The sequence below is a fragment of the Streptomyces ochraceiscleroticus genome (genome assembly GCF_000720485.1).
In the GTDB taxonomy this organism is placed as follows: Bacteria; Actinomycetota; Actinomycetes; order Streptomycetales; family Streptomycetaceae; genus Streptomyces; species Streptomyces ochraceiscleroticus.
Genome location: NZ_JOAX01000026.1, coordinates 142613 through 154658, shown reverse-complemented (window position 1 = coordinate 154658; position 12046 = coordinate 142613). Strand labels below are relative to the sequence as shown.

The window sequence follows — 12046 nt, the reverse complement described above, 5'->3', positions numbered from 1 at the left end:
AGCGCAGCGAGCGAATCGACAAGAGGCGCGCGCGTGCGGGATGCGCGCCCGCCGAGCGAGCCGAGCGAAGCGAGGCCGGCGCATGAGTGACGGGGACACCCCGCGTCAGCCCCAGCACGGACAGGGCTGGGAGCCGCTGCCGCAGGGCGAGTACGACCAGGAGGCCACGGCCTTCGTCCAACTGCCCGACGACCTGGAGTCGTACGGCCTGAACGGGGCGTACGGGTCGGGCGCTTACGGCGCGGGCGGCTATGCCTCCGGCGCGTACGGCGCGGCCATTTACGGGGCGCAGGGTGCGCACGGTGCGCCGGCTGCCGGTGGCGCCGGTGACGCGCACGGTGGTTACGACGGGTACGGCGCGGGCGCGGGCCCAGAGGGCGAGGCCGGTGCCGACCCGCTGGCGGCTCCTGGCCACGGGTACATCCCGCCGGACCACTTCCCGGGGGCGGGCCAGGGCGCGGTGCCGGGTGCCGGTGACGCGGCCGCGGGTGCCGACGCCGGTGCTGGTGCGGGGGCCTCGCCGTACGACGCCGCGCCGACGGCCGGCGCGGGCATGGACCCCGCGGCGACCGGCCAGTGGACCATGCCGTTCATGGACCCGGCGGCGGACGCGCCGGCGGCGATGCCGTACGGCGGCGCCGAGCACGGTGGCGCTGCGGGCCATGGCGGTGCCACGGGGCACGGCGGTGCCGCGGACAAGGACAGCGACGGGCCGGACACCGTGGAGTGGCCGGTCGCGGGTGCGGCCGGCGCGGGCCGGTGGACGATCCCCACCGCCGGTCACGAGGTGCTGGAGGAGTCCGGCGAGTACTTGGTCGGCGACGATCGCCAGGGTCCGCACGGCGGTTACCCGGTGTACGAAGCCGATCAGGCTCAGCAGCCTCATCAGCCCGACCAGGCCCAGCAGCCTTCGGCCGACGCGCCGGAGGCCACCGGCCACTGGAACTTCCACGCGGGGCTCGGCGCGATGGCCGGCGGCGCGGCGGAAACGGCGGACACGGCGGCCGGGCCGGACGGGACGTCCGGGAACGGTGACGAGGCAGGCGGCGCGGGAGAGACGCTGCCGCAGCACGTCGGTCCGTACCACGTGGGGCCGCATCCCGCCGCGCAGGGCATGGCGCCGTCGGGCGCGCCCGGAACGCTCGACGCGCCGGGTGCGCCCGGTGCCGCCGCGCAGTGGCCGCTGCCCGGCGACCTGCGCGCCTCGCACCCGGGTTTCACGGGCCACGCGCCCACGCCCCACGGCGTGCCCCCGGTTCAGGGCGAGCAGTGGCCGAGCCCCGGCCAGAACACCCAACCCCCGTCGTACCAGAGCCTGTTCAGTACGCCGGGTGGCGGCGGCATCGCCGATGGCATCGCACTGGCCGACGCCCTCGTCTCCGGCACGAGGCCCACCCCGAAGCCGCTCCCGGAGGCCGCCCAGGCGGAGGAGGAGCGCGCGGAGGCCACGCAGACCGCCGAGCCGGCGCCCGAGCCGATGGCCGAGTCCGTGCCCGAGGCTGCGACCGAGCCGGCGCCCGAGGCTGCGACCGAGCCGGCGCCCGAGGCTGTGACCGAGCCGGCGCCCGAGGCTGTGACCGAGCCGGCGCCGGAAGCGATGGCTGCCGAAGAGCCGCAGGTTGCCGAGGCGGGCGTCTCCGAGGCGGCCGACCGCGACGTACCGGAGGCCACCGAGGAGGCAACACCCGCCGCCGAGGCTGCGGTTGAGCCCGCGGTCGAGGCGCCGGCGGAGCCCGTCGAGGCCAACTCCCCGGCAGAGGAGGCCGATTCCGCCGCCGAGAGCGTGGACACCGACGCGGCCACCAGCGAAGACAGTGACGCCGAGGCCGACGCCGACGTGCCCGCGGCCCCCGAAGCGACGGTGCCGGAGGCGCCCGCCCCCGAGGCCCCCGCCCCCGAGGAGCCGGAAGAGGCGTCCGCCGAGCCCGCCACGCCCGCCGCCCCCGCCGTGCCCGAAGCTCCCGAGCAGCCCGGCGAGCCCAAGAAGTCCGAGGTGGCCGACGAGCCGGGGGAGGTGTCCGCAGAGGCGCCCGCCGCTGCCCCCGTGGACCCCGCCCCGCACGCCGACCTCGAACACCCCCGCGCTTCCTACGTCCTCACCGTGAACGGCGTCGACCGCCCCGTCACGGACGCCTGGATCGGCGAGTCCCTGCTCTACGTGCTGCGCGAGCGGCTCGGCCTCGCGGGGGCCAAGGACGGCTGCTCCCAGGGCGAGTGCGGGGCCTGCTCCGTACAGGTCGACGGCCGCCTCGTGGCGTCCTGCCTGGTGCCCGGCGCGACCACGGCCGGCAGTGAGGTCCGTACGGTCGAGGGCCTGGCCAAGGACGGCGCGCCCTCCGATGTGCAGCGCGCGCTCGCCGCCTCCGGCGCGGTGCAGTGCGGCTTCTGCGTACCGGGCATGGCCATGACCATGCACGACCTCCTGGAAGGCAACCACGCCCCCACCGAGCTGCAGGCCCGCCAGGCCCTGTGCGGCAACCTCTGCCGCTGCTCCGGGTACCGCGGCGTCCTGGACGCCGTGCAGGAGGTCGCCCGTTCCCGTGCCGAGGCCGCCCAGGCCGCCGCCGACGACCGCGATCAGGAACACGACCGGCATCACGGCCAGGCGCAGGGCCAGGACCGGGCCGAGGCTCCGGACCAGGTGCAGGACCAGCACGAGCCGGCCGCCCGCATCCCGCACCAGGCGGGCCCGGCCGACCCGGCCGCGTACGCCGGGGAGCCGCACGCCGCCGAGCCGTCCTACGGCCACACGGACCCGGCAAGCCCGTACGCCGACGGCGGCTACTCGGACGGCACGTACGCCGACGGCACGTACGCCGACGGTGGCGCCGCCCCCGACCAGTACGCCGGCCCCGACCAGTACGCCACTCCCGACCAGTACGCCGGTCCCGAAGCCGACCAGTACACCGCCGATCCGTACGGCACCGCGCCGGACCCCTACGGCACCGCAGCGGACCAGTACGGCACGGCCCCCGCCCCGTACGCCGATCCCGCCTACAACGGCGACCCGTACGCCGGCCACGACTCCTACGGGCGCGATGCCCTCGCCGAGCACGACTCCTACGGCCGTGACGCCCTCGCCGAGCACGGCTCCTACGGTCAGGACGCGCTCGCCGGGCACCACGACTCGTACGGCCGTGACGCCCTCGCCTCCGAGCACGACTCGTACGGCCAGAACGCGCTGATCGAAGACCTGGGGAACCCGGACCTCGGCGCGCAGCCCGAGCCGCAGCCCGACCCCCACTCGCCCCACCAGCCCGAACACCCCCACTACCCGAACAGCCAGGGTCCGGGGGCCGACCCGCAATCGGGAGGCCGCGCATGACCGGCACGCACGAGGGCGCTGGCTCCGTCACCGTCAGCCCCGCCCCCGGCAGCGCCCCGGCGGCCGAGGCCGAGCCGCTGCCGCACGGCCTGGGCGTCTCGCTGCCGTCCGCCGACGCCCCCGCCAAGACCCAGGGCACGTTCCCGTACGCGGCCGACCTGTGGGCCGAAGGCCTGCTGTGGGCCGCGATCCTGCGGTCCCCGCACCCCCGCGCCCGCATCCTGTCGATCGACACCAAGCAGGCCGCCGAGATGCCGGGCGTACGGGCCGTCGTCACGCACGAGGACGTCCCGGGGGACGCCGGGCACGGGCGCGGCACCCCCGACCGGCCGGTCTTCGCCAAGGACGAGGTGCGCCACCACGGCGAGCCGATCGCCGCGATCGCCGCCGACCACCCCGACACGGCCCGGCTCGCGGCCGCCGCCATCGCCGTCGAGTACGAGGTGCTGGAGCCGGTCACCGACCCCCAACTCGCCTTCGAGGCCGAGCCGTTGCACCCGGACGGCAATCTCGTACGGCACATCCCGCTGCGCTTCGGTGACCCGGAGGCGGCCGGCGACGTCGTCGTCGAGGGGCTGTACCGGATCGGCCGCCAGGACCCGGCGCCCATCGGCGCCGAGGCCGGACTGGCCGTGCCGCGCCCCGACGGCGGCGTGGAGATCTACACCGCTGCCACCGACCCGCACACCGACCGCGATCTCGCCGCCGCCTGCTTCGGGCTGCCGCAGGACAAGGTCAAGGTCGTGGTGACGGGCGTGCCCGGCGCGACCGCGGACCGCGAGGACCCGGGCATCCAACTCCCGCTGGGGCTACTGGCGTTGCGTACCGGCTGCCCGGTCAAGCTCGCCGCCACCCGCGAGGAGTCCTTCCTCTCGCACGCCCACCGGCACCCGACGATCCTCCGTTACCGGCACCACGCCGACTCCGAGGGCACGTTGGTGAAGGTCGAGGCGCAGATCCTGATGGACGCGGGCGCGTACGCCGACACCTCGGCCGACGCGCTGGCCGCCGCCGTCTCCTTCGCCTGCGGCCCGTACGTCGTGCCGCACGCCTTCGTGGAGGGCTGGGCGGTGCGGACGAACAACCCGCCGGCCGGGCATCTGCGCGGCGAGGGCGCGATGCAGGTGTGTGCCGCGTACGAGGGCCAGATGGACAAGCTGGCGGCGAAGCTGGGCATGGAGCCCGCCGAGATCCGGCTGCGCAACGCCATGGCCACCGGCGACATCCTCCCCACGTCCCAGACCGTCACCTGCCCGGCCCCGGTCGCCGAACTCCTGCGCGCCGTGCAGGAAGCGCCCCTGCCCGACCTGCCGAAGGACGCGCCGCAGGAGGAGTGGCTGCTGCCGGGTGGTCCGGAGGGCGCGGGCGATCCGTCCGCGGTGCGGCGTGGCGTCGGGTACGGCATCGGCATGGTCCACATGCTCGGCGCGGAGGGCGCGGACGAGGTCTCCACGGCCACGGTCAAGGTCAACGGCTCGGTCGCGACGGTCATCTGCGCGGCGGTGGAGACCAGTTCGGGCTTCTCCACGCTCGCCCGCCAGATCGTCCAGGAGACCCTGGGCGTCGAAGAGGTACACGTCGCGGCCGTCGACACCGACCAGCCGCCGGCCGGCGCCGCCTGCCACAGCCGCCACACGTGGGTGTCCGGAGGGGCCGTGGAGCGCGCGGCCAAGATGGTCCGCACCCAGCTCCTCCAGCCCCTCGCCCACAAGTTCGGCATGTCCACCGAGCTGCTCCAGATCACCGACGGCAAGATCACCTCGTACGACGGCGTACTGAGCACGACGGTCGCCGAGGCGCTGAACGGCAAGGAGCTGTGGGCCACGGCGCAGTGCCGGCCGCATCCGACCGAGCCGCTGGACGAGACCGGCCAGGGCGACGCGTTCGTCGGCCTCGCGTTCTGCGCGATCCGTTGCGTCGCCGACGTCGACATCGAACTCGGCACGATCCGCGTCGTCGAGATGTCCGTCGCCCAGGACGTCGGCCGGGTCCTCAATCCCGCCCAGCTCCGGGCGCGCATCGAGGCGGGCGTCACCCAGGGCCTGGGCGCGGCCCTCATGGAGAACCTCCGCACCACCCGCGGCCTGGTCCGCCACCCCGACCTGACGGGCTACCCGCTCCCGACCTCCCTTGACGCCCCCGACATCCGCATCGTCAAACTCGTCGAGGAACGCGACGTGGTCGCCCCCTTCGGTGCCAAGCCGGTCTCCGCGGCCCCCGTGGTCGCCGCCCCGGCCGCGGTGGCCTCCGCCGTCCGCGCCGCCACCGGCCGCCCCATAGGCCGCCTCCCCATCCGCCCCCAGGCAGCGGCGCTCACCCCCCTGACCTGAGCGGACCCGAGCGCGGACCAGACCGCGGGCCTGAGCGCGGACCTGAGCGTGGTCACCCCGAGGCGGAGCGCCTAACCGGCCTCCGCCTCGCCTTCGGCGGGCTTGGCGAGCTTGGTGGGCTCGTCGGGCTCGGCGGCCTCGTGGACCGCCGGATGACGGGGATCCTCCCCGATGGCCTCCTGGGCGACCTCCACCTCCCGCCGATCCTTCTCCGGCCTCTCCAGATCGTCCTCGTCAACACCCTCAACGGCATCACTGCTGGACCCACCGGGCCCATACGTCTCACCCATCGCGGACTCCTTCCCACCGGCAACAGAACATCCAACCGGTGGGTACCGCGTCCCGCCGCCGATCATGTCCGAACACCTCTGGTCATCCCAGATACGGTGCCGTCCGCTGCTCCAGATAGTGGCGCTCCCTGACCGGCCGCGCGGTGGCCCACGCGGCATCAAAGCTCTCGGCTACGTCCGGACGTCGATTCCTCACAGCTGTCCCGGGCTTCTCCTCAGCTCTCGCGCGTGGCTGGGGAGGAGAGGACGTTCGCCGCCTCTTCGGCGAACGCGGCGCGTAGCTGAAGCATCTGCAGTCGACGTTCCCGCGCCTCATCAAGGAGTGCCGAGTATTGCTCGGTGTCTCTTTCCCTTGCTTTGTGAGCGTTGGTGATGGTGGCGACTGCGTGTCGTCCTTGGTCAGGGACCTGATTGCGTGCTGCCTTGGCAGCTACTAGCGCGCCGATGGCGGTCCCAAAATTCAGGTAACTGAGACGGGCGTACGAAAGGGCGGCACCCGCAGTGGGTGCCGCCCTTTCGTTTTGCCTGTTCAGGCAGCAGAGGCCGTGGCGGGAATTGAACCCGCGTAACTCGCTTTGCAGGCGAGCCCCTGAGCCACTCGGGCACACGGCCAAGGTGGAGCGATGTCTTGACTCTAGGCCGGGGGGTGGGGGAGGGGGCAAGGAGTCCGGGCGGGGTGCCACGTGGTTGTCATGCGGGGCAACACGCAGCAATACGCAGCAACACGGCGTTCATGTGGTGGGGGGTTCGCCGGTGCGGAGGAAGCCGTCGATCAGGGTGCGGAAGCGGGGCGAGTCGTCGACCCAGGGGTAGTGGCCGACCAGGTGGAGGGGGCGAAGGTGGGCGTGGGGGAAGGAGGCGGCGACCAGTTCGCCGGCGCGCATGCCGGAGTGGGCGTCGCGGTCGCCGGTGATGACGAGGACGGGGCAGGTGACGTCGTGGAGGGCCGCCAGGAGGGTTTCGCGGGTGCTGTCGTCGACGGCCTGCCAGAAGCCGGCGCGGGGGACGGGGTTGAGCTGGGAGCCCTCGGTGGCGGCGTGGGCGCGCTGGGGCTCGTCCCAGTGGGCGTAGGCCAGCGGGGCGGCGCGGAGGAGGAGGCTGCGTACCTCGTCCATGTCGCCGGTCTCCGCGAGGCGCTGGACGGCGACGGAGGCGTCCGGCCACCAGTCCTCGTGCGCGCGGGACTCGAAGATCTGGCGGGCGTCGTCGGGGAGTTCGCCCTGGAGGCGGGAGCCGGGGCAGACGAGGACCAGACGGGTCAGGCGGTCGGGGTGGGCGGCCGCGTAAGCCTGCGCGGTGGCCGCCGCGGCGCTGTGGGCGAGCAGGGCGAAACGGTCCAGGCCGAGGTGGGCGCGGAGGGCCTCCAGGTCCTCGGCGAGGCGGGGGAAGGCGTACGCGGCGGGGTCCTCGGCGGGCGGGGAGTCGCCGGTGCCGCGGCTGTCCGGGACGATCAGCCGGCGGGCGGCGTCGAGGCCGCCCAGGTCGCCGAGGTATTCGGCGTCCCGCGCCGGGCCGCCGGCCAGGCAGACGAGCGGCGGAAGCGCGGACTCGGACTCCTCCGGGCCGAGCACGCGGTAGTGCAGTTCGGTGCCGTCGTACGAGCGGTAGTGAGGCATGGGGGAAGTGTGCCGGATCGGGTGGCCCGTACCGGCATGTCGTAGGTCCAGCGGCGGAGCCGGAATTCGGGCGAATGACAGGGGCGTAGAGAGTCGGAGAACCTTACGGTGGCGGGATGACCACCATCGAACCGTGTGACAGTGACGTCACCGCCGCCCCGGATGTGCCGTCGGACTCCTTGCCCGCCGGAGGCGGCGTGCTCGGGCGTCCCTACCGGGCCCTCACCCTCGGCATCATCTCCGTCGTCTCGCTGATCGCGTTCGAGGCGAGCGCGGTGAACACGGCGATGCCGGTGGCCGCGCGGGCGCTGGACGGGATCGAGCTGTACGCGTTCGCCTTCTCCGCGTACTTCACGGCGAGCCTGTTCTCGATGGCGCTGTCGGGTGCGTGGTGCGACCGGAACGGGCCGCTCGCGCCGCTGTTCAGCGGCATCTTCACCTTCGGTGGCGGGCTGGTGCTGGCGGGTGCCGCGCCGACGATGTGGACGTTCGTGGCGGGGCGCGCGGTGCAGGGGCTGGGCGGCGGGCTGGTGATCGTCGCGCTGTACGTGGTCGTGAGCCGGGCGTATCCGGAGCGGCTGCGGCCGGCCGTCCTCGCGTCGTTCTCGGCGGCCTGGGTACTGCCGGTGATCGTCGGGCCGGTGGTCTCGGGGACGGTCACCGAGCAGGTGGGATGGCGCTGGGTGTTCCTGTCCATACCGGTGCTGGTGCTGCTGCCGCTCGCCGTCATGCTTCCGGCGTTGCGCAAGCTGCCCCGCACGGCGGATGGCGCCGCGCCGCTGGACCGCCGCCGCATCCTCCTCGCCCTCGCCGTCGCCGCCGGTGCCGGGCTGCTCCAGTACGCCGGGCAGGACCTGCGCCCGCTCGCGCTGCTGCCCGCGGCCGCCGGGCTGGCCCTCCTCGTGCCGTCCGTCCTGCGGCTGCTCCCCAAGGGCACGTTCCGGGCCGCGCGCGGGCTGCCCTCCGTCGTCCTCATCCGCGGGCTCGCGGCCGGCGCGCTGCTCGCCGCGGAGAGCTTCGTGCCGCTGATGCTGGTGACCCAGCGGGGGCTGAGCCCGACGCTCGCGGGGCTCTCGCTCACCGGCGGCGGGCTGACCTGGGCGCTCGGCTCGTACGCGCAGAGCCGCCCGCGGCTGGAGCCGTACCGTGAGCGGCTGATGTGCCTCGGGATGCTGCTGATGGCCCTGGCCGTCGCCCTCGTACCGCTGGCGCTCATCGAGACCGTTCCGGCCGGCGTCGTGGCGCTCGCCTGGATCATCGCCGGGTTCGGGATGGGGCTGACGATCTCCAGCGGCAGCGTGCTGCTGCTCAAGCTGTCGCGCCCCGAGGACGCGGGGCGGAACTCCGCCTCGCTCCAGGTGTCCGACGCGCTGGGCAACATCACGTTCGTCGGCATCAGCGGCATCCTCTTCATCGCCTTCGGCGGCGGCGCGGTCGCCACCGCTCAACCCGGCGTGCACGCCGGTGCGTCCGCCGCCGCGCATCCGGTCGCCACGCATCCGGCCGCCTTCGCCGCCGTCTTCGCCGCGATGTCCCTGGTCGCGCTGGTCGGCGCATACGTGGCGACCCGGCTGCGGCCCGCGCCGGACACGCAGCCGGTACCGGAACCGGCACCGGAGCCGGCGGTGTGAGCTGAGTCGCACCCGCTCCGCCGCCCGGCCCGAATTCCCCGGCGGACGAGACGGCACGGGTACGCTGACGCGGTTGCCGATCGCCGAGCCAGCCGACGGAGACCGTGAGTACTACCACCAGCGCCATGAACAACCAGCACCTGTCCCCGGCCTTCCCGGGACGGGCCCCCTGGGGTACCGCGAACAAGCTGCGCGCCTGGCAGCAGGGTGCGATGGACAAGTACATCGAGACCCAGCCGCGGGACTTCCTCGCGGTCGCGACCCCCGGCGCGGGCAAGACCACCTTCGCGCTCACCCTCGCCTCCTGGCTGCTGCACCACCACGTCGTGCAGCAGGTCACCGTGGTCGCGCCCACCGAGCACCTGAAGAAGCAGTGGGCGGAGGCGGCCGCGCGGCTGGGCATCAAGCTGGACCCGGAGTACAGCGCCGGGCCGCTGAGCCGCGAGTACCACGGCGTGGCCGTGACGTACGCGGGCGTGGGCGTCCGGCCGATGCTGCACCGCAACCGCGTCGAGCAGCGCAAGACGCTCGTCATCCTCGACGAGATCCACCACGCCGGTGACTCCCGGTCCTGGGGCGAGGCGTGCCAGGAGGCGTTCGAGCCGGCGACCCGGCGGCTCGCGCTGACCGGTACGCCCTTCCGCTCGGACACCAACCCGATCCCCTTCGTGACGTACGAGGAGGGGAACGACGGCATCCGCCGCAGCTCGGCGGATTACACGTACGGCTACGGGAACGCGCTGGCCGACGGCGTCGTCCGCCCCGTCATCTTCATGTCCTACAGCGGCAACATGCGCTGGCGGACCAAGGCCGGCGACGAGATCGAGGCGCGGCTGGGCGAGCCGATGACCAAGGACGCCGTGTCGCAGGCGTGGCGCACCGCGCTGGACCCGCGCGGCGAGTGGATGCCGAACGTGCTCCGCGCCGCGGACCAGCGGCTGTCGGAGGTACGGAAGTCCATTCCGGACGCGGGCGCGCTCGTGATCGCTTCCGACCAGGAGCAGGCGCGCGCGTACGCGAAGCTGATCCGGGAGATAACGGGCCACAAGGCGACGCTCGTCCTCTCCGACGACACCGGCGCATCGAAGCGCATCGACGACTTCTCGCACTCCGACGACCGGTGGATGGTCGCGGTCCGGATGGTGTCGGAGGGCGTCGACGTGCCGCGGCTTGCGGTCGGCGTGTACGCCACGACGATCTCCACACCGCTGTTCTTCGCGCAGGCCGTGGGCCGTTTCGTGCGGTCGCGGCGGCGCGGCGAGACGGCCTCGGTCTTCCTGCCGACCGTGCCCATGCTGCTCGGCTTCGCCAACGAGATGGAGGTCGAGCGCGACCACGTGCTCGACAAGCCGAAGAAGGACGGCGAGGAAGACCCGTACGCCGAGTCCGAGCAGGAGATGGACGAGGCGAACAAGGAGCAGGACGAGGACACCGGCGAGCAGGAGCAGTTCTCCTTCGAGGCGCTGGAGTCCGACGCGGTCTTCGACCGGGTGCTCTACAACAGCGCCGAGTTCGGCATGCAGGCGCACGCGGGGAGCGAAGAGGAGCAGGACTACCTCGGCATCCCCGGGCTGCTGGAGCCGGACCAGGTGCAGATGCTGCTGCAGAAGCGGCAGGCCCGGCAGATCGCGCACAGCAAGAAGCGGCCCGCCGAGGAGGCGGACCTGCTGGAGCTGCCGGCCGAGCGGCGTCCCGTGGTCACCCACAAGGAGCTGCTGGAGCTGCGGAAGCAGCTCAACACGCTGGTCAGCGCGTATGTGCACCAGAGCGGTAAGCCGCACGGGGTGATCCACAACGAGCTGCGCCGGGTGTGCGGCGGACCGCCGAGCGCGGAGGCCACCGCCGGGCAGATCCGGGAGCGGATCAAGAAGGTCCAGGAGTGGGCCACGCGGATGCGGTGAGCGTCCGAGAAGTACAGGAGAGGGCGGCCCCGAGACGGGGATCGCCCTCTTCTCCGTGGCATTGGGTGTCGTCACGCCGGGACCAATGCGGATAGAGCGGTCAGCTAAGACCGGATTCTGGACGGACTCTTCCGCTGACCGGACTGGATCGCTACTGTCCCCGTCACGAACACGCCCCGTGGCAGCGCCGCCGCGGAGCGCAGCCGGTGCCGAACCGGCGGCCTCGTCAGCGCTGCCGTGGGACCGGCAGCGCGACCTCCCCCTAGAGCCGCCACTCACCCGAGGAGGGGGCGTCGTGACCGCGGAGACCTCCCAGACGCTCGACCGAGGACTGCGTGTCCTCAAGCTGCTCGCCGATACCGATCACGGCCTGACCGTTACCGAGCTCTCCAACAAGCTCGGCGTCAACAGGACCGTCGTCTACCGGCTGCTGGCCACCCTGGAACAGCACGCGCTGGTCCGCCGCGACATCGGCGGCCGGGCCAGGGTGGGGCTGGGCGTGCTGCGCCTGGGCCGCCAGGTGCACCCCCTGGTCCGCGAGGCCGCGCTGCCCGCGCTGCGCTCGCTGGCCGAGGACCTCGGTGCCACGGCCCACCTCACGCTCGTCGACGGTACGGAAGCGCTGGCCGTCGCCGTCGTCGAACCGACCTGGACGGACTACCACGTCGCCTACCGTGCCGGGTTCCGGCACCCGCTGGACCGCGGGGCCGCGGGCCGGGCCATCCTGGCCGCCCGGCAGGGCTGCACGGAAGGCGACGGGCTCGCGCTGACCCACGGCGAGCTGGAGGCCGGCGCGAGCGGCGCCGCGGCGCCGCTGCTCGGGGTCAGCGGCATCGAGGGCAGCGTCGGCGTGGTGCTCCTCGCCGACGTCGTACCGGAACGGGTCGGCGCCCGCGTCGTCGAGGCGGCCAAGGAGGTGGCGGAGGCACTGCGGTGACGGTGGTCATCTAGGG

At 73.6% G+C, this 12046-nt stretch carries 7 protein-coding genes and 1 tRNA gene; 5 read left to right on the top strand and 3 right to left on the bottom strand.

Annotated elements, in window-relative coordinates; translation table 11 throughout:
• Positions 1-82: 82 nt before the first annotated feature.
• Both IG84_RS43005 and IG84_RS0129005 read left to right on the top strand, forming a co-directional pair.
• Positions 83-3325, top strand: coding sequence for a (2Fe-2S)-binding protein (locus IG84_RS43005; RefSeq protein WP_051862538.1), 3243 nt, complete (start codon positions 83-85; stop codon positions 3323-3325).
• A complete protein-coding gene (locus IG84_RS0129005; RefSeq protein ID WP_031063298.1) occupies positions 3322-5655 on the top strand; it encodes a xanthine dehydrogenase family protein molybdopterin-binding subunit in 2334 nt (777 codons plus the stop codon). The genes IG84_RS43005 and IG84_RS0129005 overlap by 4 nt, the downstream gene beginning before the upstream one ends.
• A gap of 71 nt (positions 5656-5726) precedes the next feature.
• Here IG84_RS0129005 and IG84_RS0129000 read toward each other — a convergent pair whose 3' ends face one another.
• The 3 genes from IG84_RS0129000 to IG84_RS0128990 all read right to left on the bottom strand — a co-directional run bounded on the left by IG84_RS0129000 (position 5727) and on the right by IG84_RS0128990 (position 7561).
• Positions 5727-5945 carry a hypothetical protein gene (locus IG84_RS0129000; protein ID WP_031063295.1) on the bottom strand — a complete coding sequence of 73 codons (219 nt, stop codon included), beginning with the start codon at positions 5943-5945 and terminating at the stop codon, positions 5727-5729.
• Between the two features lie 540 nt (positions 5946-6485).
• Positions 6486-6557, bottom strand: a tRNA-Cys gene (locus IG84_RS0128995).
• Between the two features lie 119 nt (positions 6558-6676).
• Positions 6677-7561: an alpha/beta fold hydrolase gene (locus IG84_RS0128990; protein WP_031063291.1), complete on the bottom strand. Its 885-nt coding sequence runs from the start codon at positions 7559-7561 to the stop codon at positions 6677-6679.
• 116 nt (positions 7562-7677) lie between these two features.
• Here IG84_RS0128990 and IG84_RS0128985 point away from each other — a divergent pair, with 116 nt between their 5' ends.
• The 3 genes from IG84_RS0128985 to IG84_RS0128975 all read left to right on the top strand — a co-directional run bounded on the left by IG84_RS0128985 (position 7678) and on the right by IG84_RS0128975 (position 12030).
• The gene (locus IG84_RS0128985; RefSeq protein WP_051862537.1) at positions 7678-9192 is read left to right on the top strand and encodes an MFS transporter; all 1515 of its coding nucleotides are present in this window, start codon (positions 7678-7680) and stop codon (positions 9190-9192) included.
• A gap of 125 nt (positions 9193-9317) precedes the next feature.
• Positions 9318-11093 (top strand): DEAD/DEAH box helicase, encoded by a 1776-nt coding sequence (locus IG84_RS0128980; RefSeq protein WP_031063280.1) that lies wholly within the window; start codon positions 9318-9320, stop codon positions 11091-11093.
• A 295-nt stretch (positions 11094-11388) separates the two neighbouring features.
• Positions 11389-12030: an IclR family transcriptional regulator gene (locus tag IG84_RS0128975; RefSeq protein ID WP_031063278.1), complete on the top strand. Its 642-nt coding sequence runs from the start codon at positions 11389-11391 to the stop codon at positions 12028-12030.
• Positions 12031-12046 lie beyond the last annotated feature (16 nt).

Bases quoted from the DNA above. Each gene is read 5' to 3' on its own strand.
- IG84_RS43005 (WP_051862538.1), top strand. From the start codon at position 83: ATGAGTGACGGGGACACCCCGCGTCAGCCCCAGCACGGACAGGGCTGG.
- IG84_RS0129005 (WP_031063298.1), top strand. From the start codon at position 3,322: ATGACCGGCACGCACGAGGGCGCTGGCTCCGTCACCGTCAGCCCCGCC.
- IG84_RS0129000 (WP_031063295.1), bottom strand. From the start codon at position 5,945: ATGGGTGAGACGTATGGGCCCGGTGGGTCCAGCAGTGATGCCGTTGAG.
- IG84_RS0128990 (WP_031063291.1), bottom strand. From the start codon at position 7,561: ATGCCTCACTACCGCTCGTACGACGGCACCGAACTGCACTACCGCGTG.
- IG84_RS0128985 (WP_051862537.1), top strand. From the start codon at position 7,678: ATGACCACCATCGAACCGTGTGACAGTGACGTCACCGCCGCCCCGGAT.
- IG84_RS0128980 (WP_031063280.1), top strand. From the start codon at position 9,318: ATGAACAACCAGCACCTGTCCCCGGCCTTCCCGGGACGGGCCCCCTGG.